General features: G+C 46.2%; 16 protein-coding genes. 4 read left to right on the forward strand and 12 right to left on the reverse strand.

The genetic code is table 11. The annotated features are described in order from the left end of the window. The 8 genes from QUA16_RS02295 to QUA16_RS02330 form a co-directional block, all read right to left on the reverse strand. A partial coding sequence (locus tag QUA16_RS02295) for a DUF7948 domain-containing protein (protein ID WP_333101765.1) occupies positions 1 to 3,804 on the reverse strand: 3,804 nt, incomplete at its 3' end. A 391-nt stretch (positions 3,805 to 4,195) separates the two neighbouring features. After that, positions 4,196 to 5,092: an AraC family transcriptional regulator gene (locus tag QUA16_RS02300; RefSeq protein ID WP_333101766.1), complete on the reverse strand. Its 897-nt coding sequence runs from the start codon at positions 5,090 to 5,092 to the stop codon at positions 4,196 to 4,198. A gap of 393 nt (positions 5,093 to 5,485) precedes the next feature. Further along, a complete protein-coding gene (gene petD, locus QUA16_RS02305; protein WP_333101767.1) occupies positions 5,486 to 5,968 on the reverse strand; it encodes a cytochrome b6-f complex subunit IV in 483 nt (160 codons plus the stop codon). 183 nt (positions 5,969 to 6,151) lie between these two features. Further along, a complete protein-coding gene (gene petB / locus QUA16_RS02310) occupies positions 6,152 to 6,820 on the reverse strand; it encodes a cytochrome b6 (protein WP_172190423.1) in 669 nt (222 codons plus the stop codon). Between the two features lie 119 nt (positions 6,821 to 6,939). Then, the gene (locus QUA16_RS02315) at positions 6,940 to 7,083 is read right to left on the reverse strand and encodes a hypothetical protein (protein WP_333180994.1); all 144 of its coding nucleotides are present in this window, start codon (positions 7,081 to 7,083) and stop codon (positions 6,940 to 6,942) included. A gap of 71 nt (positions 7,084 to 7,154) precedes the next feature. Beyond that, positions 7,155 to 7,307, reverse strand: coding sequence for a hypothetical protein (locus QUA16_RS02320; protein WP_333180995.1), 153 nt, complete (start codon positions 7,305 to 7,307; stop codon positions 7,155 to 7,157). A 112-nt stretch (positions 7,308 to 7,419) separates the two neighbouring features. Next, entirely contained in the window at positions 7,420 to 8,481 is a 1,062-nt protein-coding gene (locus QUA16_RS02325; RefSeq protein ID WP_333101768.1) for a calcium-binding protein, read from the reverse strand. Between the two features lie 251 nt (positions 8,482 to 8,732). Beyond that, the gene (locus tag QUA16_RS02330) at positions 8,733 to 16,154 is read right to left on the reverse strand and encodes a DUF4347 domain-containing protein (protein WP_333101769.1); all 7,422 of its coding nucleotides are present in this window, start codon (positions 16,152 to 16,154) and stop codon (positions 8,733 to 8,735) included. 276 nt (positions 16,155 to 16,430) lie between these two features. Between QUA16_RS02330 and QUA16_RS02335 the strand changes: the two genes are divergently transcribed. Then, positions 16,431 to 16,595 carry a hypothetical protein gene (locus QUA16_RS02335; protein ID WP_333142626.1) on the forward strand — a complete coding sequence of 55 codons (165 nt, stop codon included), beginning with the start codon at positions 16,431 to 16,433 and terminating at the stop codon, positions 16,593 to 16,595. Positions 16,596 to 16,601: 6 nt separating this feature from the next. Here the strand turns inward: QUA16_RS02335 and QUA16_RS02340 are convergent, their stop codons facing one another. Both QUA16_RS02340 and QUA16_RS02345 read right to left on the reverse strand, forming a co-directional pair. Next, positions 16,602 to 17,498, reverse strand: a complete 897-nt coding sequence (locus QUA16_RS02340) for an AraC family transcriptional regulator (protein ID WP_333101770.1) — start codon at positions 17,496 to 17,498, stop codon at positions 16,602 to 16,604. Between the two features lie 155 nt (positions 17,499 to 17,653). Continuing rightward, positions 17,654 to 18,748: an RNA-guided endonuclease TnpB family protein gene (locus QUA16_RS02345; RefSeq protein WP_333101771.1), complete on the reverse strand. Its 1,095-nt coding sequence runs from the start codon at positions 18,746 to 18,748 to the stop codon at positions 17,654 to 17,656. 221 nt (positions 18,749 to 18,969) lie between these two features. Between QUA16_RS02345 and ctpA the strand changes: the two genes are divergently transcribed. After that, positions 18,970 to 20,208: a carboxyl-terminal processing protease CtpA gene (gene ctpA / locus QUA16_RS02350; protein WP_333101772.1), complete on the forward strand. Its 1,239-nt coding sequence runs from the start codon at positions 18,970 to 18,972 to the stop codon at positions 20,206 to 20,208. 223 nt (positions 20,209 to 20,431) lie between these two features. Here ctpA and QUA16_RS02355 read toward each other — a convergent pair whose 3' ends face one another. After that, complete coding sequence (locus QUA16_RS02355) at positions 20,432 to 20,845, reverse strand: slr1601 family putative cell division protein (protein ID WP_333101773.1); 414 nt, start codon at positions 20,843 to 20,845, stop codon at positions 20,432 to 20,434. A gap of 285 nt (positions 20,846 to 21,130) precedes the next feature. Continuing rightward, positions 21,131 to 21,226 carry a photosystem I reaction center subunit XII gene (psaM, locus tag QUA16_RS02360; RefSeq protein ID WP_015174804.1) on the reverse strand — a complete coding sequence of 32 codons (96 nt, stop codon included), beginning with the start codon at positions 21,224 to 21,226 and terminating at the stop codon, positions 21,131 to 21,133. Between the two features lie 397 nt (positions 21,227 to 21,623). Between psaM and tnpB the strand changes: the two genes are divergently transcribed. Together tnpB and QUA16_RS02370 are read left to right on the forward strand one after the other, a co-directional pair. Then, complete coding sequence (tnpB, locus tag QUA16_RS02365) at positions 21,624 to 22,790, forward strand: IS200/IS605 family element RNA-guided endonuclease TnpB (RefSeq protein ID WP_333101774.1); 1,167 nt, start codon at positions 21,624 to 21,626, stop codon at positions 22,788 to 22,790. A 134-nt stretch (positions 22,791 to 22,924) separates the two neighbouring features. After that, the gene (locus QUA16_RS02370) at positions 22,925 to 23,695 is read left to right on the forward strand and encodes a TerC family protein (RefSeq protein WP_333101775.1); all 771 of its coding nucleotides are present in this window, start codon (positions 22,925 to 22,927) and stop codon (positions 23,693 to 23,695) included. Positions 23,696 to 23,983 lie beyond the last annotated feature (288 nt).

Genomic DNA, 23,983 nt, shown 5'->3' on the forward strand with positions numbered 1-23,983 from the left:
TGGTAACGGAGGTGTTGGTGTCGGCGCAGTGTCGTTATCGGTAATGGCGACATTGACAGTCGGTATTGCAACTCCGTTATACTTCGTATCGGTACTCGTAACCGTATGTCCGATCGCCCCCGCATGATTTCCTTCCACAACCGCATCGTCTGTAGCCGTTACTGTCACGGGTTTGGCAACATTCCAGTTAGTAGCGTCGAAGGTAATAGGGGCGATCGCACTTATTTGATTTCCCGCATCAAAACTGATAGTAACTGGTGCAGTTGGCTGCGAATTTAACTGGAGTGTATAATTGCCTGTTGCACCGCCTTCTGTAGCAGTTGTGCTCTCCGGTGAAATACTCGCGCCTGCTGTATCGTTATCAGCAATTGTGGCAGTCACGGGAGCAATTGTCAGGTTGTTATAATTAGTATCTGTACTGACAGACTGGTGAGAGATCGTGCCGCTGCGGGTGCCTTGGGCTATGCTGTCATCGATCGCCGTAACAGTGACATTTTGCGCTACATTCCAATTATTCGGCGTGAAAGTGACAGGTGCGATCGGATTAATTTGACTGCCCGTCTCAAAATTAATCGTGACGTTTGCAGTAGGTGCGGTAGTCAGAAGTACGCCGTAGCTATCGGTTGCACCGCCTTCAACAATAGCTGTCTCGCCTTCTGATTGCACAATAGAAATACCGGGACTATCGTTATCTGTAATTGATGCCGTCACATTGGGAATGACTTTCGCGTTATAATTCGCGTCGGTACTCGTAACTGTGTGAGCGATCGTGCCGCTGTGGGTTCCTTGTGCTAGATTGTCGTCGATCGCACTGACAGTGACAGTTTGAGCAACATTCCAATTAGTGTTGTCAAAAGTAAGAGGTGTGGCGATTGGATTAAGTTGATTGCCAGTATTGAAACTGATAGTAACCGGTGCCTTCGGTTCCGAAGTTAGCTGGATTTTGTAACTGCCCGTTGCACCGCCTTCTGTAGCAGTTATGTTCGTAGGTGCAATGCTGAAACCTGCCGTGTCATTATCGGTAATGGCGACGCTAACAGCCCCAATTGTGATGCTGTTATAGTTAGTATCGGTACTGGTAGCTGTATGGGCGATCGCACCTGCATGATTTCCTTCAACTAAATTGTCATCAACTGCTTTCACCGCTACAGTTTGCTCGACATTCCAATTAGTAGCGGTAAAAGTAAGTGCGGTAATTGGTTGAATTTCACTGCCTGTAGCCAAGTTAATCGTAACAGGTGCTGTCGGTTGAGTATTTAATTTAACGCTATATTTTCCAGTTGCACCGCCTTCCGTCGCAATCGTGTTATTCGGAGTAATGCTAACGCCTGCGGTGTCGTTATCGGTAATATTAGCATTGACCGTATTGCCAGCAGTGCCATTGACTGTAAAACTTGCAGTAGTGCCGTTATAATTAGCATCGGTACTGATAGCAGTGTGAGCGATCGGACCGCTGTGTGGCGAAGTTTCTATTACTCCATCATCAACTGCACTGACTGTCACTGTTTGCGGTACAAACCAGTTAGTTGGAGTGAAACTAATGCCAGCAATAGGTTGAATTTGACTGTCAGTATTGAGTGCGATCGCCACATTTGCAGTAGGCTGATTAGTCAATACAACTGTATAAGTATCCGTCGTCCCGCTTTCTGCCACATTAGTGCTGCCGCCCGACTCAACAATCTTAACCTGCGGCCCGCCAGGAATTATTTTAGTAATAAAAGCATCAGAAGCACCTCCCCCATTCGCCGCTTGTAAAGGATTCGCAGTAGGCAAATTAGTAGAGGTAGTAGATCCCGCCACATAAACCGCACCAGAAGCATCCACCGCAATACCGTTACCGTAGTCGTCGCCGCTGCCACCCAGATAAGTAGAATCAACTAAGGCAGAACCAGATGAATTGATTTTCGTGACAAAAGCATCTTTCCCGCCGCCGCTGGCACTTTGAATAGCATTCTTAGTCGGAAAATTAGTCGAAGTAGTGTTTCCAGCCACATAAGCATTACCCGCACTGTCAGCAGTAATGCGAACGCCACTGTCATCTCCGCTGCCGCCCAAATAAGTTGAATATTCGTCCAAATAACTGGGATACTCAAGACCGTTGTTGTCAATGAAATAATCTTTGCTAATCTTGGTAATGAAAGCATCTTTGCCACCTGCATTAGCCGCTTGAATTGGCGTTAATGTATAAAAATCAGTTGAACTGGTAGTTCCGGCAACATAGACGTTTCCAGAACCGTCTACAGCGATATCGACACCTTCGTCATCGCCGTTACCGCCTAAGTAGGTAGAAGAGGAAGCATATCCTTCATTACTCAGTCTAGTCACAAAAGCTTCTTGACTGCTAATACTGGAATCGAACTCGCTGCTATTGAAGTCCTGCAAAATCTTGTAATGATAACCAGTTGGGGTAATAGCATCCAAAGCGCCACGAGTGGGGAAGTTAGTAGAATAAGTAACTCCGGTAATGTAGGTATTTCCTTCACTGTCTACTGCAATAGCTTTGGCATCTTCTCTTTCACTCCCACCTACATAAGTAGAGTAAACTAAACCACTGCCAGTTGGATTAACTTTAGCAACAAAGGCATCAATTCCGCCTCCGTAAAATTGAGAGGCATTTCCGACGATGGGGAAACCATCGCCTGTCGGTCCAGTAACATAAGCATTGCCGCTACTGTCTACCGCAATGCCGTTGCCTAGGGCGCCGCTGGTGCTCGTGCCTAAAAAGGTAGAATAAACTAACGCATTGCCGGCTGCATTGAGCTTAGTTACCGCAGCAGTGTAATTAGGTGCTGTAGGTTGAAAAGAACCAGGTGTAGTTGGATAACCCGGATCGACTTGTCCGGTTAAATAAGCATTGCCTTGACTGTCTACCGCAATCCCAAAACCATATTCATTGCCAATACCGCCGATATAAGTAGAGTAAACTAACGCAGTTCCTTCGGGGTTAATTTTGGTAACTAAGAAATCAGCTTGACCCCCTGGTGTAGTTTGGAATGCACCAGGAGTAGTCGTAAAATTGTTAAAAGTAGTGCCAATAATGTAAGCCGCACCTGTACTATCTACGGTGATGCGGTTGGCGTAATCATTGCCGTTGCCGCTTATGCCATCGCCGCTGCCACCTAAGTAAGTCGAGTAAGCTAAAACCGGGTCAATCACTAGGGGTTGAGTGGGGTCAAAATATCCCAAACTAAAATTAACTTGACCGTTTCCTAATAAATTGTAAGCTGCGGGAACATTCACCCGCTGTCCGTTGATATCTTGATAAACTATTGGTGCGTTATCAATTAATTCGCCTAGCGGTGTCTCTAATATCAGTGCTCCGTCGTCACGCAAGCGGATGTCGTTAACACCGCTATAGTTCATCTTAATTTGACTCGGATCGGCAAAAGGTGCAACCAAAAACTCGCTCTTAAGTTGTCCTTCTGTGCCTTTGAAAACGCGGTCAATTCCTTGATAGACGTTTTGATAAACAACGCCGTTAAAAGTAGGAACGTCTGTGTGCCATTGACTGGAATCTTCGCCTAAAATAAAGTTAGCAACTCCCGGCAATTTTTCCAGCCCGGAAATTGTGGGATTCGGGTTGCTGTTGGCTAAGCTGCTGCGGACAATTGCAGAATTTGTTGGTTGATTTCCCGGTTCATTAGGTGGCTGGAAAGCGGTAAAGGTGATTTCGTTTGGAGTGAAATAGATACTGTGACCGGCACCTTTTACCTGGAATTTCACATGAGGGTCAGTTTGTCCAGCATTTGCAATAAAACTTAAGGGAATTTGACCGTAAGATGCCTGTTGATTTTGAGAGCTCATAGCTGGTACCCCTGGTTCATGTTATGCGAGTAAGTATATACAAGTACCAGCTCTGCTGTATAGTACATTCTTGCGAAAAATTTACGAAAAATACAATTTTCTTGCGAAATTTCTCGGATGGTCGATTAAAAATTGTTACACGGGCTACGGACTCGGTTTTTGTAGCGGGTTTTCTGCATTTCCAACCAGATTCTGATCGTGTCGGGTCGATCGACCGCGATTAAAGGCCGGGGCGGCTTTACAGGCTTTCTCGTTTCTATTAGAGATATTGGCGAACCCGCCCCTACAGGATTAATATAGATATAATTCCTGTAGGGGCTCCCCTCACCGACAATAATTGCCTAAAACCGACAATCTCATAAACCTGCCCCCACCCAACAACAAATCGCTGTTAAAGTTGAGCGCGATATTTCTTAGGAGTCAAACCGACGATTTTGCAGAAACTCTTGCTAAAGTGACTTTGGTCGTGAAACCCGACTTGCTCCGAGATATATGTTATTGATAAATCTTGCCTTTTCAACAACTGTTTGGCTTTCTCAATCCGGCACTTGGTGACGTATTGATGGGGCGTGACTCCAATTGATTGTTTGAACAAACGACTGAAATAATAAGGACTAATCTGCACTAAGTTAGCCAGTTCAGCTATGTGCAAATCTCGGTTTAGGTAGTCATTTATGTAGTTAATAACAATCTGCAATTTGACAGGATCGAGACCGCCTTCAAAATCTCGCCTATGCGGTTTTTGTGCACAATAGCGGTGCAGTATGTGCATTGAAAGCGCGTTTTTCAGTGCATCGACATAAAGAGTACCGTTTATTCCACCTGATTCGAGTTCGGTTTTGAGGGCCCAGCCAATGCCGAGAATCAACGGATCGCTGATTTTCCAGTGCGGTATAATTTCAATGAGGTTTGAATTGGTCGATTCGTAAACTGTATTGTCGAAGTCGGTAGGTTCAAGAGCGATCGCGACAAATTCAGGATCTTCGACTGCACCTGACTGGAAATCAGTACCAGCACCACCAATGAAAATCTCTCCTCTTTGCCACGGTTCGCTACCGTAGTGTTTCCCGTTGAGTATTCCGTTTACTGTAACTGAATTGAGTATCAGCCCAATGTTGTGTTGTTGGAAACAGTGTTCGGGAGTTTCGTCTGCTGGCTGACGGTGATATTCGACGTGAATTCCCTCCCATTTTGTGCCGTGGCTCGACAGGATTGAGGGAATCGGGAGAATCGATTTCATCGCGTCTGGCTGGGCAAAATCAAGAATTAAGGCTTTCTCTGAGGACATAGCTTGCACCTGGGGCAGTTGCTGTTATTCTAGAGCTCTGAAGTTCCCGCAGTTATACCAAAGATCCCCAGCCACTTACATATTCTAGCTGTGTTTGTCAAGGTTCCGCAATAAAAATTAATGTAGTTTGACTCTAGGGCGGTGTAGAGTCGATCGATAGTCGGCTTTTTCATACCAGCCGTTGTGCCTACAATTAATTACTGATAATTCTTAACTTTTAGAGCGATAAATCCCACATCACCAATCTAAAATCCAAAATCTAAAATCCAAAATCACCAATCTAAAATCTAAAATCTAAAATCTAAAATCAAATGACGCCCGCTAAAGTTTCCCAGCAGTACAAAAGCACTTTACAGGAAACCCGCAGGCGTCAATATCAAGCAAACTTAAATCTTAGAAAAGACCCAGTGTGAAAGATTTGTCGATCGGGAAAATAGCACCAATACCCAACCACAGAGTGAACACAGTTCCCAAGAGGAAAACAGTAGTAGCAACAGGGCGGCGGAACGGATTTTGAAACTTGTTAACGCTTTCGATGAACGGAATCAAAATCAAGCCAACGGGAACACCAGCCATGCAAGCAATACCCAACAATTTGTTAGGCAAAACGCGCAGGAGTTGGAACACAGGCCACAAATACCATTCCGGCAGAATTTCCAGCGGAGTAGCAAAAGGATTAGCCGGTTCCCCAACCAAAGCCGGGTCTAGTACAGCCAAACCCACGCACAGAGAAATCGTTCCCATGATGACTATAGGGAAAACGTAGAGCAAGTCATTAGGCCAAGCTGGTTCGCCGTAATAGTTGTGACCCATGCCCTTAGCGAGCTTAGCGCGGAGCGCGGGATCGCTCAAATCTGGTTTTTTGATAATAGACATAGTGAGAGTGTTCTCCTTTTAGTTTTACCCGGGCCTGCCATGCCGCTGTATTCGTTAGTCTGAATCAGCGGTGCGATCGCAGGAAGTATTGACCGTAAATAAATATCATGAGTGATGAATTCTGAATTTTCAACTCAAGATTCAGCGGGGGGCAAAAAAAATACCGCCCCCACAACTCAAAACTTACAACGGGCCAGAGATACCTTGCTTGCGAATCATCAAGAAGTGAGCCAGCATGAAGACTACAATCAGCCAAGGCAACACAAACGTGTGCAAGCTGTAGTAGCGAGTCAAAGTGCCTTGACCGACGCTGACACCGCCGCGCAGCAGTTCAACCATCAAAGAGCCGACAAACGGGATAGCTTCGGGGACGCCGGAAACGATTTTAACTGCCCAGTAACCAATTTGATCCCAAGGCAGCGAATAGCCGGTCACGCCGAAAGAAACAGTGATGACTGCCAAGATTACTCCTGTCACCCAGGTTAACTCGCGGGGCTTTTTGAAGCCGCCGGTCAGGTAAACCCGGAAGGTGTGCAAAATCATCATCAGTACCATCATGCTGGCAGACCAGCGGTGGATGGAGCGGATCAGCCAGCCGAAGTTGACTTCATTCATCAGGTATTGCACTGAAGAAAAAGCTTCTGCTACCGTGGGACGGTAATAGAAAGTCATGGCGAAGCCAGTAGCAAACTGGATCAGAAAGCAAACTAAAGTAATTCCGCCCAAGCAGTAGAAAATATTGACGTGGGGGGGTACATACTTTGTAGTGATGTCATCGGCGAGCGCCTGAATTTCCAGGCGTTCCTCAAACCACTGGTAGGTTTTTGAGTCGGTGATTTGTTTAGAAAACATGGAGCCAGAATTCCTAAAAGAATATTGCTGTGGTTGAGGTTCAGGGCAGCAGCCACAAGGTTTTTTGTCGCCCCGCGCCGAGCAGCTTGCTTTTACTAGCAAATGCCTGAGGCTATTTTTTAAATTTGGAGCTGACGAAAGGAATTCTCTTGTGCGATCGCCTGCAAGCCCTGGGAAACTAAGCGGTGGCTTGTCCCTACTCGCTGGCGTTGCCCGATCGAATTCCAGACTGTGATAAAAAATGTAACATAATTGCCGTGCAATTTTCACGCACGCGATCGCTTTTTGGACACTTAAAAGGCTTTTTTCGGAATCTCAACATCCGCCCAAGCTACTATGCGGGTAGGGCTGAGCTACAGAAAGCAGTCCGAGCCGGAAACAGGTTTGCCGGGAGAGGCCAAATTTCATCTCGATCGTAAAACTTTACCTTTTGGGCCCAAACGCCCCCATTGTCGATCGAGTAACCCGAACCGGCTCGATCGTACAATCGAATCTTGTTTTGTAGTCAGGACTGCAGTCTTTACTAACAAAATCTGCTGGCGGCAACCTGCGTATTTCCGTAAAAAAAGCCGGTGATTGCCCCCATCCGTAAAGTCCTATCACAATTGAAAAGAAAGCAAACTTTCCACAAAAACTGGCAGTATTGGCGAGAAAGGAGTGGGACGCGGCGGTATCGGGAAGGGAATTTCAGGAAGAGACGGGAAGGATGGAAAGTCTCGCGATGGCGGTGTAAACCCAGTCGAAACGATCGCGCAATCTGATAGACTCACATCTGTAACATTTTTAACGTCGGCGATTAAATCCGATCCGACAAATATCCGAGTTCCCCGTGTCATACCGTCATCATAAGATTCAAATCGGTAAGAGAAGAAGTTAGAACCATTACGATCTTGTACGAAACCAACAACTTGAATTTTGTCACCTTCGACCCGGTTAAAATCCTCAATAACGGCATGGCGACCTTCACCGCCATAGAAGAGGTAAGGGCGGGCATTTAATGAACCGAGAACAAATAAGTCGGCTCCATTTTGCCCGATTAAATAATCGATTTGTTCTCCAGTTGAGGAAAAGCCGTAACCCGATATGATGTCATTACCCGGCCCGCCAATCAGGGTGTCGCTACCTTCATTTCCCTCAAGCAAATCGTCTCCAGCATTGCCGTTAATGTAGTCATTATCTAAGTCACCTCTTAAAGTGTCGTTGCCAGCTTCTCCCAACAGGAGCTCGTTACCTTTGCCACCAATTAACAAGTCGTTCTGGAAGCCACCAAACAAGAGATCGTCTCCATCTCCTCCGAGCACCGTATCATTGTCTAGACCGCCGATAAGACAGTCATTGCCAGACCCTCCCAAGATACTATCATTATTGTCTTCTCCTCTGATTAAATCCGCGCCTTCGCCACCCTCAAGAATATCATTCCCGGCACCTCCTTCAATTTTGTCATTGCCTTCGCCACCGCTGAGACTGTCGTTACCAGAGTAGCCCAAAAGGCGATCGCTACCGATTCCACCTGCGAGACTATCATTTCCTACTCCGCCATCTAAAGTGTCATTACCATCCAAACCAGATAGAGTATCATTCCCTCCCAGCCCGCACAGGGAATCATCGCCAATTTCACCGGCTAGCAAATTATCGAGATTGTCCCCGCATATAACTACCATAAATTTGTCCTCCTGAAAACTATTTCACAAGTACAGTCACTCAATTTTAGATTTTAGATTTTAGATTTTAGATTTTTACCCTCCCCGCAATTTCAAATTGTGAATTTTGGATTTTGTAAGGACTTTAGTTCTGATTGACATTTTGTAGTAAGGAATGCAAATCTTGATTGACCCAAATCTGTAATAAAAAACTCAAGTCTTACTAGAAAACGAATTTCAGGGACACAGGCAAATCCTGTGTCCCTAATGTTTTAACTGAAATCAGCGAGGCTAATTTGGTTAGCTGTCACGCCATTGATAGCAGCTAAAATTTCACCAGTTTCTGTCAAGCTGATTAAAGTTGCAGTGTTGCTAGGGATAATAGAAAGTTGCGAGAAGGTTAAATTGTCGGCAAGTGCGAGGAAGTCGATGCCTGGTTCAAAATCGAAAATGATATCGCTGCCAGAATTGGCTGAAATTAAGAAGCGATCGCTCCCATTTCCTCCTATCAAACTGTCATCGCCGTTTTCACCGCTGAGAAAATCAGATCCGTTACCGCCCAGCAGAATATCGCTAGCTTGACCGCCGTAAAGACTGTCATTGCCTTCACCTCCACTCAAGCTATCTTGACCGCGATTTCCAAATAGGATATCTTCCCCATTATTGCCGAACAAATTATCGCTTTCTTTGCCGCCGTAAACAGTGTCATCGCCGTCGCTACCGTCGAGGGAATCATTGCCTTGATTGCCCTGTATCCAGTCGTTGCCACCCAAACCGCTGAGAGTATCATTGCCGCGTTTGCCGGCCATTGTATCGCTGCCACTGTCGCCGGAGAGGCTGTCGTCGCCGTCAGTGCCGATGAGATTGGAGTTTGCTGCGATCGCATCTATTTCTCCTTCAATCACCGCAACAGCAGGTGTATCGGGCAATGTCGTTTGTTGAATTTTGGTATCTAAGGCAGTACCAGTATTTTCGGCAATAACTTGGGCGATCGATTTCGTACCTGTACCGACTGCTTTTAAGTCTTGAGTTGTTGCGCCTAGGGCTACTTTTTGCACGCGGGCAACTTCTCGGTTAATTGAAGCTGTTGCAGTGTTGGATACAACTTTGTCAATGCGCTGATTTGCTTCGGCCATTACCTTAGCTGCATCCGGGGCAATTTGCAACAATTGCTGAGTGTTTAAATCCGAGTCAAATTGTTGCGCTGCTGTGGTGGCGCGATCGACAATTGTTGCTAACTGGTTGGCATCGCTGAGATTGAGAGTTGTCCCGGATTGAATTTGTTGAACGATCGCACTTACAACTGCTTTTACGGCGTCGGTATTTTCCAGAATCGACGCACCGTCTATTAAAGCAGCAGTTTGGGTAATGACGTTTTGTACCTTGACCATTGCAGTCAAAGTTTCTACTCCACCAGCGATCGCGTTTTCCGTAGCTGCGATCGGATCTAAGTCAGTGATGTCAACATTAGCGGGAATTGAAAGAGCAGATTTGACGAGAGATTCGGCGCGATCGCTCTCAATTCCTTTGTCAATTAAATCCGCTACTAAACTGGTTAACAGGGTGACAACTGTAGCGTAAGGGGGGGCAGTGACAGGCGTTTCCAAAGGCAAACCAGTTGCCGTATCAATGCCACCAAAAGCCACAATATTGCCTTCTTCCGGATCGAGTTCGCCGTTGCGATTTTTGTCAAAATTTTCCAAGGAAATATCGAGTTCGTATTCACCTTTTGGGCCAGTTGTTGCAGAGGGTTCGCTAGCATCAAGTTCGCCATTTTTGTTAGCGTCTAAGAAAACTGTAGCCCCAGCGATGTAGCCGTCAATAACAGAACCTCGACCTCGATTATAAAGATCGAAAAATGCTATATCCGATGCACCAGCAGCATCCCTTGCTGTTACTCGAATCCAGTAGTTGCGATTGCGCTGCAAGCTATCATCAACCCTGAAAGTGCGACTGGCAGGATCGAAAGTCATGCCAGTTGGTAAGGGGCTAATGCGACTCCAACTTGTCGGGATTGGCGATCGTCCGCCGCTGACATTTCGCCACTCGAAATTGGTGACATTTTCATACCAATCAGCAGTGTAAGTCAGCGTATCGCCCGGATCGGGGTCAGTGAAAGTGTTGTTTTGAAAAGTAAACTGCAATTGAGGACTCGCACCCGGTTGCAAACGCAAACCTTGTTCGCGGAACGGAATGTTTAAAACAGGCGGGCGGTTGACACCAGGACTCAGATTCAGATTAATATAACCTGACGATCCGCCGAAGCCATCTACTGCTATTTTGTAAGTCGTACCCGCAGTAGCAGTAAAATTGACTCGACTGGTTTGACCTCCAGCAGGGTCGTTATTATTGCTAGCAACAGTTGTTAAACTAGAAACAGAACCGCCAGTGTAAACTCCCAACAAAGTATCGAAGGAACTGCCGGCCGTAGAAACTGTTACCGCGCCAGAACTTGGGGCTGTCCAAGACCACCAAATAGATTTACCGCCGCTGTTACCTGCATGGTTTAATTCTCCTGTTTGTTTAGTGCCGTTGACATTTAAACCAGTTGAGGAAAAAGAACTACCCGTGACAGTTTTAGCCTTCTCAAGATTATCGTTTGAGTGCCGCCAATTAGCAGCATAAATAGCAGTATTATTCAGCGTCCGAGCATTATCTGTGGAACTCGTTCCTGTGGGTTCGCCGAGATAAGTGCGATCGGGATTGGACCAGCGATTGATCCGCGTAATGGGAGGATCGGGACGGCGCGTCTGGTAAGACATGATGGTGCGGAAAGTGATTGGATCGGTGGTATCCCGATAGCCGTAAGCATAGGGATAAGCGCCAGCACTGCTTGCATTTTGTTCATTATGATGAGCACCTTGGTTATGCCCTAGTTCGTGGGCAAAGGTGTAAGATCCTGCTGCATTATTCCTCTTGACTACAGTAAAGGCTGAATTTGCAAACCCATAGCTAGGATCTGTCATTAAGTAACCTATACCGCCGTAGTCTAAGCTATCAACAAATAAGCTCACCATGTCGGCCGAATAGGTATTCCGCAGTTGGTGAACTTCGTCTATAAAACCATCGGAAGTATTGCGAAGCCTGTTTAAATCTGTGCTGGCATTGCCACTTTCTGTGTAGTCTATTTCCTGTCTGTGTACTATCCGTATCCGGTGATTGACGCCACTGTTTTCATAACCTAAATTTGTTTCAGATTCAGCCAGGTCAATCAAGGTATTCATGGCATCAGTACCTCCCTCAGCATCTTTGGCTGCTGCGGTATAAACGACCATGACATCTATTACTGCGGGGTCGTCACCGGTCAAATCTGGGCTGCTGTCTGGAAGGTCAGCAAAACTGTCGCTGGGAACGGGAACTGCATCGCTGTCTTGATGAACGTCGGGAAAAGCTGCTTGGTCGATTTCTCGAATGCTGTGCAGACCGTTACCGGCGTAGCGAATTTGGTAAAATTTGTCTTTGTACCTGATATTGCCGATCGCAACGCCATCTTTTTTGCTATTAGTTAAGATGACTTCACTGTCATCTAAAGCACCTTGAATACGACCGATACGCACCCAACTTTCTCCATTGGATGAGGATGTTACCTGATCGAAGATTACATCAAAAGATGTATCGTTAAATAAGTTAATGTTGAGCGGCCCCTCGTCAAAATCCTGCTGCGGGTCATCTATGAGACCAAAATTTACATTTGATAACCGCTGGCGTTTAACAGTAGGGTCATCAAGGTCTGGTTCTGCGACAACTTGCCCCGGTGTTAGGGGCATCAATAAAGAATTGCGTTTGCCAGCAGCAGTATTATCCGTGCTGGTAACGATCGCATCTGCTGCATTTAAACCGGAATAATTGCGATCGTTGCTGACAGAAGGTTGGGTAACAATGCTGTAAGTTTTATCACCGTCAACAACCTTGTCATCAACACCAGTTACCGTCACCGTTTGCGTTTGATTCCAATTAGCAAAGTTGAAGTTCAGCGAGGGTGGAGAAACTATGCCTTCTGCTGGATTGGAACTTTCTAAATCAATTCTGACATCAGCAGTTGGCGGAGTATTTAGTTTGACTGTAAATGTTGCTTTACCTCCCGCTTCTGTGGTGACTAATCCTGATGTCGGATCGACAGTAATGCCAGCAGGTATCGTCGGCGGCATGATTACTGGCGGTAGTGGAGTTGGCGTTGGTGGAGTTGGCGGTGTTGGTGGAGTTGGTGTTGGTGGAGTTGGTGTTGGTGTTGGCGGTGTTGGTGGAGTTGGTGTTGGTGTGGGTGTTGGTGGAGTTGGTGTTGGTGGAGTTGGTGTTGGTGTGGGTGTTGGTGGAGTTGGTGTTGGTGGAGTTGGTGTTGGTGTGGGTGTTGGTGGAGTTGGTGTTGGAGTTGGTGTTGGCGGTGTTGGTGTTGGCGGTGTTGGTGTTGGCGGTGTTGGTGTTGGCGGAGTTGGTGTCGGTGGTGTTGGCGGTGTTGGTGTTGGCGGTGTTGGTGCTGGCGGTGTTGGTGTCGGTGGTGTTGGTGTCGGTGGTGTTGGTGTTGGCGGTGTTGGCGGTGTTGGTGTTGGCGTAGTTTCGTTATCAGTAATGGCGACAGTAACAGGCGCGATCGCAATTCCGCTATATTTCGCGTCGTTACTTGTTACCGCGTGATTGATTGTGCCTGTGTGAGTACCTTCTACAACTGTGTCATCCGTCGCAATCACAGTTACAGTTTGGACAATATTCCAATTAGTGCTGTCGAAGCTAATGGGGGCGATCGCACTTATTTGATTCCCCCCCTCCAAGCTGACTGTTACCGGCGCTGTTGGCTGCGAATTTAGCTGAAGTGTATAAATTCCCGTTGCACCGCCTTCGGCTGCTGTGGTACTGGCGGGATTAACGGTAATGCCGGGAGTTTCGTTGTCGCTATTCGTAACGCTGACATCGGCAGCACTTAAATTGCTGTAATTGCTGTCTGTACTAACAGCCGCAGCGGTGACAATATTGTAAGTTTGATTGCCGTCAGCAATATTGTCTTCAACGCCAGTAATAGTTACTGTTTGCGGCGCACTCCAATTGGCTGGAGTGAATGTCAGCGAGGGTGTAGAAACTGTTCCCTCGGCAACATTGGAACTGCTTAAGCCAACAGTCACGTTAGCAGTTGGTTGAGAGTTTAGTTGGACAGTAAATGTCGCTGTTCCTCCTGCTTCTGTTGTAATTAATCCACTATCGGGATTGACGGCAATTCCAGCAGTGTCGTCATTAGTAATAGTAGTTGTCGCACTAGCAGAACCAATTGTTGAGATGCCGCTGGGAAGACCACCATTAGGCAATGTCACGGGATTTGAGAGAGTGACAGTAATAGTTTCGTCTGGTTCAACGCTAGCATCACCTAATACATCTATGGTGACAGTTTTTGATGTTTCTCCCGATGCAAAATTAATAGTAGCATTGGTACTTGTTGCGCCAGAAGTAGCGCCGATATTGTAATCACTGCCGTTGGTTGCAGTTCCGCCAATTCCATAATTGACAGTGCCTGCTGAATCTGTCCCGCCACTGCGACTAACAGTAAATATCAGCGGATTTGTGCCGGAGTTGCCTTCAGGAACAGTACCAGCGCTAGCAGCAACTGTGTAAATAATCGGATCGTTAGCAGGAATTGTTAGGGTAGTTTGAGGGATTGTACCTGCAAACCCTCCCGGACTCGTACCAAAACTCAAGACAACTGCTTCATCCATTTCTGCAAGGTTGTCTGGTTTGATAGTGACAGCTATATTTTGAGTCGAACTGCCACTACCTGCGGGAAATGTGAGAGTATTAGTAGAAAGAGTATAGTCAGAACCTTGAGTAGCTCGTGAGGTGCCAGCAGGAACGGGCAAGACAGTTGCGATCGGTACAATCAAGTCTGTAAATCGTAAACCATCTTCGACAGTCACAGGAATATTAACAGTCGCATCTGCGTCTCCTTCAAGACTGCTGTACGCAGAATTAGCAAAACTTGCTTTCAATAGCACATTCAACAGAATTGAAACTCTGTTACTGTTGGTATTTGCGACAGCAATATCTGGTCTGGTATCAGAGTTAAAATCTCCAACCGCGATCGCGCTCGGAGTGGTTCCCCCACTATTATAATTAAACGGCCCGTTAAACGTTCCTTGACCGGTTCCAGTTAAAATTGAAACATTATTAGAACCGGCGTTCGCTACAGCTAAATCGGGTTGACCGTCAGCGTTGAAATCTCCAACGGCAATATCATCAGGACTTAACCCAACATTAAAGTTAGCAGGATTGCTAAAAGTGCCTTGACCTGTCCCTGATAAAATTGATACGTTCTGATTGCCTGCATTGGCTACAGCTAGATCGGATCTGCCGTCAGCGTTAAAATCTCCGACTGCGATCGCACTCGGACTTTGACCGACATTAATATTAGTCGGATTGCCAAAACTACCTTGACCATTTGCCGATAATATGGTAACACTATTAGAATTTCGGTTGGCCACGGCGAGATCGAGGAAATTGTCGCCGTTAAAATTTCCCGCAGCGATCGCGCTGGGACTTTGCCCAACATTCACAGTAACAGGAGTGGAAAAACCGCCTTGTCCCGTTCCCAAATAAATGCCAACATTGCCTTCAGGTACAAAACCATTGCCACTGGATTGAGTAATGGCAATATCGAGTAAATCATCAGCATTAAAATTGCCGACAGCGATCGCGCTAGGATTTTCGAGGGCAGTCAAAGATCCGGCACTATTAAAGTTGCCATTACCAGATCCTAAAAAGATATAAATGCTGCTAAATTCCGAACCTTGTGCGGAAGTTATCGCTAAGTCGGGAAAGTTATCGGCGTTAAAATTTCCAACTGCGATCGCGGTAGGCCCCAGTACCGAAGTCAAATCAGTTCCAGAGTTAAATCCTCCTTGACCGTTTCCCAGTAAAATAGAAACCCTATTCGAGGTGGGGTTAGCAACAGCTAAATCTAAGATGCCATCGTTATTGAAATCGCCAGTCGCAACAAAGGATGGACTGGTTCCCGCATTAAAGTTACTAGCAGAACTAAATGTATTGAGAACGTGGCCGTAAGCTGCGATCGCTTCTGGCAAAAATACAATGCCAGCTTTAATTGTCCCCGCTGTTACTGTTAATTTCCAATCGCCGCCTTTTGCCGCACAACCTATTAAATTATCAGAAGCGGCAACATTGGCTCCTGTTATTTGACTCAGGTTTTTTACAAATTCTTTACCTATATTTCCTTTGGCAACATTGCACGCGTAGAGCAAAATTTCGGCATTTTGTGTCAGCCCGCCCGCCCATATCTTAACTGTTTTGACAAAATTGTCGGCGCGATTTATCAAATTCGGCCAACTCAATTCAACGTTCCCCAGTTGCAAACAACCGGGCTTTCCGTGGGCAATAATGTGAATTACTGAAAATTTTCTTCCCTGCAAAGCTTCGGCAATTTGTTCGAGGCCGTTGCGGTTAGTTTCTAATTTAATTACTTCGGTTTCAGGGATAATGCCGTCGATTAATATTTGACAGTCGGGGACGGCAGCATCGATAAATGCGATCGCTTTTGAGGAAAGCTGAGTCATTGACTTTAGGGAAACAGCCGTTGGGGCGATCCCTAAGTCTGGGATGTTTAAGTCTGGGATGTTATCGTTATTACAGTTTTCGGCACTGAGGGATTGGGGACTTGTGTCGGCAGGAAACTTGGTACCAATACTGAAAGTAGACATGATTAATTCACCTAGCTGATACTTCTGGTTTATGTGATGCCAGCAAGTCTACAAAAGCACCAGCTCTGCTGTATTGTAAATTCTTGCGGAAAAATTGCTAAAAATATAATTTTCTTGCGGAATTTATCCCTATTTGATGAAGAATTGTAACAGCGCCGGCGGGCAGGGGTTTTTTACGACAGAACTTACGCCTCAATAAGCTGTCGCGCATTTAAACTGTATATTGAGGGCGGGCGGGACGCCCAACCCCTACTCCCCACAAGACTTTAAATTTTTTTGACATACAATTTAAAGGCAGAACAGCTTACCAAAGAAACCGGGTTTTGTACCAAAATACACAGGTTTCCCGATCGGGCAAAAAACCCGGTTTCTGAATCCCCGCAAGCCCTAGGCGAAAATACTTTGCAACTACAAACTGCTTTTAATGTGACAGGGGCTTGAGTTTTGTTAAAGCCGATCGCGATATTGCTTAGGAGTCAAACCGACAATTTTGCAGAATGTCTTACTAAAGTGACTTTGGTCGTGAAATCCCACTTGCTGGGAGATATATTTTATTGATAAATTAGGTTTTTTCAACAACTGTTTTGCTTTTTCAATTCGGCACTGGGTCACGTACTGATGGGGCGTGACTCCAGTCGATTGTTTAAACATACGGCTGAAATGATAAGAACTAAGTTTTACTAAATTAGCAAGTTCACTTAAGTGCAAATCTCGGTTTATGAATTCATTAATGTAGTGAATAACTAGCTGCAATTGACCGGGGTCAAGACCGCCTCCCACATCTCGCCGATTAGGTTTTTTCGCGCCATAGCGGTGCAGTATGTGCAGTGAAAGCGCGTTTTTCAGTGCATCGACATAAAGAGTACCGTTTAATCCGCCTGATTCCAGTTCGGTTTTGAGAGCCCAGGCAATTCCGTGAACCAACGGATCGCGGGTTTGCCATTGCGGTATAATTTCAATGGAATTTGAATTGATCGATTCGCCAACTGTATTGTCGAAGTCGGTAGGTTCAAGAGCGATCGCCATAAATTCATAGTCTGCGGCTGCAACTGACTGGAAATAAGTACCAGCAGCAGCGATGAACATCTGCCCACTTTGCCACGATTCGCTACCGCAGTTTTTCCCGTTCACTGTTCCTTTTAGTGTGGCTGAATTGAGCATCAAGCCAACCGTGTGCTGTTCGAGACAGTGTTCGGGACAGTCGTTTGGCGGCTGAGAGTGATATTCGACATGAATTCCTTGCCACTTTGTGCCGTGACTCGACAGGATTGCGGGGCGCGGGAGAATCACTTTCATCCCGTCTGTCTTGGCAAAATCAAGAATTAAAGGTTTCTGTGGGGACATAACTGGCACCGACTGGACGAGTTGCTATTTTGTAGTTGACAACTGCTTCGTGAAACTTATCTAAACTTGTCTAAACTCATTTTTAGACACAATTCGAGTTCACTTCCTACGCTGTTGGGTAGACGGCTAATCCCAAGATAAGTAGGCTATTCCCCTCAAGCCGAGGGTTCCCAATTTAAAATATTCAAACTTGCGTTAAAATCCCGATCCAAAGATATGCGACCAGTAGGACAGTCAAAAGTCCGAAGGCTTAGTGGCATATCTTTTTTTGTGCCACAATTTGAGCAAGTTTTCGTACTAGGGAACCACTGGTCTACTAGCACTAAATTAGCTCCATACATTTGGCATTTATAGTCGAGCTGACGTTTAAATTCGTAAAATCCAATGTCAGATATTGCTCTAGCTAATTTATGGTTCGCCATCATTCCTTGAACGTTCAAATTTTCAATCTTAATTAACTTAAAAGTTTTAGCTAAATAAGTTGTCAACTTGTGGAGGAAATCCAAGCGAATACGAGCGACTCGTGCATGGAGCTGACTAATTTTGTTGTAGGTTTTGCGCTGATTCCGAGAGCCTTTTACCTGTTTAGATGCTTGGCGCTGTAAAGTAGCAAGCTTGGTTTTCGCACTGGCTATTAGCGGCTTTGGTGCATCAAAACTCTGTTGGGTTGATAGCGTGGCCGCATACTTGATGCCGACATCAATTCCCACAGAACTTTCAGACTGCCCAACAGGCAGGCGCTCTGCATCAACGCAGAAGGAAACAAACCAGCGATTCCCTTCTTTTGAAATCGTGAAAGTTTGAGAAATAAAACCACATTCTAATGGTTCAAAAAGCCGAAAAGTTCCCAGCGTAGGAATCTTGATAGTGCTACCCGCGACTAACAAAACTTTGCCATTAGATGAATCAACCGTAAAAGATTGACCGTCTCGGCGGCAGGCGAACTTCGGATGAGCTGCTTTCCCCGAACGATATCGACTAAAAGCATCTTTTAAGTCAATCAAAGCGTTTTGATAAACTCGGCTAGACAACTGGTTCATCCAAGCAAATTCAGACGTTTTCTTGACGTGATTGGTGAGAACCTTCTTGACTTCGTTGAGTACCTTCGAGTCGGTAAATTTCCCCTCACCGTACATTTGAGTTCGCAGGCTCAACCCAAAATTGAAAACTACGCGCCGGAATCCTGCGTGTTTTGCCATCAACGTCGCTTCCTTGTTATTTAATTTTAGCGCCCGCTTGACAGCAAACATGAAACTTCCTCTCGGTGATTAACTGTGAATAAGTTTAGCAAAGTATTTGGCACTTAAGTTTTGCTCCTCGCCGTTCTACGGCGAGGATTCTTCTAAGCATCCGAGTGCCTTCGGGACTGACCGTCGGGAAACAAATCTGAGTTAAATCTGCAACAGCGTTCCGAGCGTACAAACGTAAAATACATAAAATGTAATACTTACTGGTATTTTACAGAAAAATCATGCACAGACGAGTTTTCCAGATTGCTATTGTACTTTGCCTCCAAGTCGTCCTAGTTCTAGGTGGGTGGGCGCAGCCTGCGGCGGCGCTGACTCCTGAACAGCAGCTATTGAGCGAAGCTTGGCGAATTGTCAATCGCTCTTATGTGGACGACAGCTTCAACTCTCAAAACTGGTGGTCGATTCGCCAAAAAGCTGTCAAGCAACCGCTTAACGACAGACAGCAGACTTACACGGCGATTCAGGGGATGCTGGCGAATCTCGACGACCCGTTCACTCGACTGCTGAAACCCGAACAGTACCGCAGTTTGCAGGTCAACACTTCGGGAGAATTGACGGGTGTGGGGCTGCAAATTGCGATCGACCCCCAGACAAATACCCTGACAGTGGTGGCTCCTTTGGCCGGCTCACCGGCAGATAAAGCTGGCATCCAACCCCTCGATCGCATTCTGAAAATTGACGGCACTCCTACCTCAGAATTGAGCCTAGACGAGGCTGCAACTCGAATGCGCGGCCGCATCGGCACTCCCGTTACCTTGACCTTGGGGCGCGAGGGAAGGGACGCTGCTGAGGACATTGAGCTAGTGCGCGATCGCATTGCTCTGAATCCGGTTTACGCCGAATTGCAGTCGGCGTCGGAAAATTTGCCGGTGGGCTACATTCGCTTGAGTCAATTCAGCGCTAACGCCACTGAAGAAGTCGCTCACGCCATCGACCGCTTGGAAAAACAAGGAGCCGCCGCCTACATTCTCGACCTGCGGAACAACCCGGGCGGACTGTTGCAAGCAGGGATTGAAATTGCCCGCCTGTGGCTCGATTCCGGGACGATCGTCTACACGGTGAACAGACAAGGCATTCTCGGCAGTTTTGAAGCCTCTGGACAAGCCCTAACTAACGATCCGCTGATTGTTTTGGTGAACAAGGGAACTGCCAGTGCTAGCGAAATTTTGGCGGGTGCGCTGCAAGATAACGGCAGAGCTCAACTGGTAGGAGAAAAGACTTTTGGCAAAGGGCTGATTCAGTCGCTGTTTGATTTGTCTGACGGTTCCGGGTTAGCCGTGACTGTTGCTAAGTACGAGACACCGAACCACAAAGATATTAACAAGCTGGGGATTGCGCCCGATCGCGTAGTGCCTTTGGAACCCATCGCGCGCGATCAAATCGGCACCGCAGCAGACTTGCAATATCAAGCTGCACTGCAACTACTGAAAGAAAAAACCGTGCTGGCAAAGTCAGTATAAGCCTGAGTTTGAAGTTTTGAGATTGCAATAGGTGACAATACGCAGGTCTGTCTGTCTCTGCGTTTGCTTCGCCACGACAGACAAGAATCATCCTAAAAACTCTTTTATTCAAAAGTGATATCACGCCCGACAGATTCATCTGTCATTCTTCGCTGTGCGAACCAATGACATACAAGAATGATGCACATCGGACGTGATATCAAAAGCCAAAACAGCCCTTCCCTTAAGGTTGGGGGGTTGATTCCTCGGCGTCGGGCACCTCGGCTTCTTGCAAAATCACCGGACGCTGCTGCGGGTCAGCTTGGTTGCTTTGCTCTTGCATCACAGTTTTAGCAAGACTAGGGTCAAAGTAGCGGTTAAAGTCCGATCGCGACTGATTTACTCGCCCTTGGGTAAGATTGACTTCAGCTTGGATTTCGTGCAATTTTTCTTGCACCGCCCGGTAGTGAGGCCAAAGCTGAAGCAAAGCAGAAGTGGCACAGACTGAAAGTACCATGTTGACTGCCAACTTGACCCCTGTTTCGGCCGCGAGGGTTTGGTGAGGGTAGGAACGCTGGCGGCTGCTGCGACGAGGAGTAACCCGAGGGGAGTTTTTTACAGGACGCAGTGGGGTAACGGTGGGTTGAATCGCTTGCATAATTTTTTTTCAAATACCTGAGACTGACGTTTTAGAGTTCACAAGAGCAAATTCTGAGCTTAACGCACACTCGCCGCTGTTTGTCAGGGTGCTGACAGCCAAAATTGTTGAGACAAAGGTGACGCCTTAAGACGGAATTTTCCCATAAAAATGCCTGCCCTTGCAGTCTCGTCTTGCGGAACACAAACAATCTACTGCACTGGGGCAGCAATTGTCTGTATCTGTAATGCGAGAGATCTAACTGCTCAGGCAGGCGTTTTGCGGTTCGCAACTGGTGTCTGGAAACTATTTGTACAGTTCAGTTGACAGCCGGAAAGCCAAGATTCCGGGAATCAAAGCAATTACGAGCGCTACGTAGACTTGGGTATCTGTTAAAGACATATTCGCAAAACTCCTTTTCGCGGGGACGAGCTTTCACCAATTTGAGACAAATTGGCGCTTTTGGGAATCATTTGTTACAACTTGCAACACAAATGCTGCCTCCGGGGAGGAGTGGCCTAGTGGCGCAGTGGCGCAGTGGCGCTGTTTTTGAGTGTCGGAGGGGGAGAATTTTTCCTTGTTTCCTGGGACTGCTTCCTTCGGACGTTGTTCGGACGATCGCCTCGCACAGAACTACCGCGTTAGGTTAAGATTTAACTAATGCGAATGGGAAGTCTTGCGCTCTACCGAAGGTGAGCGTCGGGATGAAAACGCAGCCCGAAAATAAATTGAGCGAGAGCGAATCAATATCCTTTTTGTGCGCTATGATAATTTTATCGGTATTCTGCAACCTTGATAAATGTATAAAGCTTACAAGTACAGAATTTATCCCACAGATGAGCAAGATGTCTTGCTTGCAAAGTCTTTTGGCTGTGCGAGATGGTTCTGGAACTATGCTTTGAATCTATGTCAAGAAACTTACAAGAATACTGGCAAAGGACTATCTAGGGCATACATACAAGGCTTGCTCCCTGCACTCAAAAAAGAATACGAATGGTTAAAAGAACCTTATTCTCAATGCTTGCAGGTGGTTGCATTGAATTTATCTACTGCCTACAAAAACTTCTTTGACAAGATGGCGATGCTGCCCAAGTTCAAAGCCAAGCATGGCAGGCAGTCGATCAGCTACCCTCAAAATGTCAAATTCGACGGTGACTATATCAACCTACCTAAGATTGGTTTAGTTTTCTGTCGGCGACATCGTGATTTTGAGGGCGATATCAAGACCGTTACCGTATCTCGCAACCCGGACGGTAAACATTTTGTTTCTGTTTTGATTGACGATGGGAAAGAACAGCCTGAGTTAGTCCCAGCAGATAAAGCTATTGGCATTGACGTAGGGTTAACTCATTTTGCGATTACCAGTGATGGTTCTAAGTTCGGCAATCCCAAGTATTTCGTCAAACGTCAACGAAACTTAAAACGTAAACAACAAAAGCTCGATCGCAAAAAGAAAGGCAGTCAAAACAGGAAAAAGGCAAGACTGGCGGTGGCAAAAGTTCACTCCAAGATTGCCCGATGCCGGGAAGATTTTCTACAAAAGCTATCCCGCAAGATAGTTAACGAAAACCAAGTTATTGCAGTAGAAAATCTCAATATCAAAGGCATGGTCAAGAATCATAATTTAGCCAAAGCCATTAGTGATGTTGGCTGGGGTATGTTCTGCACAATGCTTAAGTACAAGGCCCAAAGTGAAGGTAAACAATACATTGAGATTGATCGATGGTTTCCTAGCTCAAAAACTTGTCATGCCTGCCTAAATCAAGTTGAGCATCTCACTCTTGATGTTAGGGCATGGACTTGTAAACATTGTGGTACTCATCATGACCGTGATGTAAATGCAGCCCTCAACATTAGAAATGAAGCCTTGCGGATTTTGGCGTTAGGAACTAGCGCTTCTGCCTGTGGAGGGGATGTAAGTCGATCTGGCAAAACTTCGGTTTTGTTGGACGCGCCGCCCCGTTGAATCAGGAAGCCAGCGCTGTACCAATGAAGTGGTCAGCGTCTGGTAGTTCACGTGAAGGTGACACTAATGTTAGACAGAGCGGGTAATTTGCGCTGCGCTCGACCCTTGCCAATTTTAGGTGCACAAAATAGTTAATGCTAGATCAATTTCTCGACGCTTCACCCAATTTTGGAGTTGACGGCTTTTTATTATTGTTGGTTTTGGTGGCTTTGGAGGCTGTACTTTCGGCTGACAACGCGATCGCCCTGGCGTCTATTTCTAAAGGTTTGGAAGATGCCAAGGATCAGCAAAGAGCTCTCAACTTGGGTTTGATAATTGCTTTTGTACTGCGGATCGCCCTAATTTTAACGGCTACTTGGGTGATCCAATACTGGCAGTTTGAGCTGCTTGGTGCTCTCTACCTGCTGTGGCTTGTTTTCCAACATTTTACTTCAGAGACAGACTCCGAAGGAGAACATCACGGGCCCAGATTTGCGTCTGTGTGGCAAGCAATTCCCATGATTGCTTTTACGGATTTAGCGTTTTCATTGGATAGCGTTACTACTGCGATCGCTGTTTCCGATAACACTTTTATCGTCGTAACAGGCGCTACTATTGGAATTATTGCCCTGCGATTCATGGCCGGGTTGTTCATCCGCTGGCTGGATGAGTTCGTTCACCTAGAAAGTGCTGGTTACATCACAGTTGGGTTCGTGGGAATGCGGTTGTTGGTGAAAGTAATTAATCCCGATTTAGTTCCTCCGCAATGGCTGTTAGTTTCCAGTATTGTCTTGATGTTTATCTGGGGATTTTCTAAGCGTACTCCTGAGTCAGTCGAGATTGCAAAATCTCTAGAAATGGCTCTGAATCAGCCGGATTCAGAAGTTTCTGTGCGAGAAGCGCAAGGACAGAAGTCCGAAAATTAACATACTTTCATTTGAATAAAAGTAGCTTAAATCTGTCAAACCAACAAGATTGAAGGCTGGTCAAAACCTGCAAAAGCCTTTCATCCCGGTGACTTTAGTCCGGGGATGAAAGGCTTTTATTTTGTAATATTGTTTCCTTCACTAGCCGATCGAACTTATAGCCCACACTCCGCACTTCAATAACACTACATAGTATAGTACATTGCTAGGCCCGAATGAATAAGTAAAAATACTTAGGAAATTTGAGGTCAAAAAGTGAGACAATCAAAAAAAGTCAAAAATATTATA

The organism is Microcoleus sp. S13_C3 (assembly GCF_036700905.1).
Lineage (GTDB): Bacteria > Cyanobacteriota > Cyanobacteriia > Cyanobacteriales > Microcoleaceae > Microcoleus.

Excerpts from the sequence above, each read along its gene's own strand:
- QUA16_RS02345 (WP_333101771.1), bottom strand. The coding sequence starts at position 18,748 with ATGTTTGCTGTCAAGCGGGCGCTAAAATTAAATAACAAGGAAGCGACG.
- QUA16_RS02355 (WP_333101773.1), bottom strand. The coding sequence starts at position 20,845 with ATGCAAGCGATTCAACCCACCGTTACCCCACTGCGTCCTGTAAAAAAC.
- QUA16_RS02370 (WP_333101775.1), top strand. The coding sequence starts at position 22,925 with ATGCTAGATCAATTTCTCGACGCTTCACCCAATTTTGGAGTTGACGGC.
- tnpB (WP_333101774.1), top strand. The coding sequence starts at position 21,624 with ATGTATAAAGCTTACAAGTACAGAATTTATCCCACAGATGAGCAAGAT.
- QUA16_RS02340 (WP_333101770.1), bottom strand. The coding sequence starts at position 17,498 with ATGTCCCCACAGAAACCTTTAATTCTTGATTTTGCCAAGACAGACGGG.
- ctpA (WP_333101772.1), top strand. The coding sequence starts at position 18,970 with ATGCACAGACGAGTTTTCCAGATTGCTATTGTACTTTGCCTCCAAGTC.
- psaM (WP_015174804.1), bottom strand. The coding sequence starts at position 21,226 with ATGTCTTTAACAGATACCCAAGTCTACGTAGCGCTCGTAATTGCTTTG.
- QUA16_RS02325 (WP_333101768.1), bottom strand. The coding sequence starts at position 8,481 with ATGGTAGTTATATGCGGGGACAATCTCGATAATTTGCTAGCCGGTGAA.
- petD (WP_333101767.1), bottom strand. The coding sequence starts at position 5,968 with ATGTCTATTATCAAAAAACCAGATTTGAGCGATCCCGCGCTCCGCGCT.
- petB (WP_172190423.1), bottom strand. The coding sequence starts at position 6,820 with ATGTTTTCTAAACAAATCACCGACTCAAAAACCTACCAGTGGTTTGAG.
- QUA16_RS02330 (WP_333101769.1), bottom strand. The coding sequence starts at position 16,154 with ATGTCTACTTTCAGTATTGGTACCAAGTTTCCTGCCGACACAAGTCCC.
- QUA16_RS02300 (WP_333101766.1), bottom strand. The coding sequence starts at position 5,092 with ATGTCCTCAGAGAAAGCCTTAATTCTTGATTTTGCCCAGCCAGACGCG.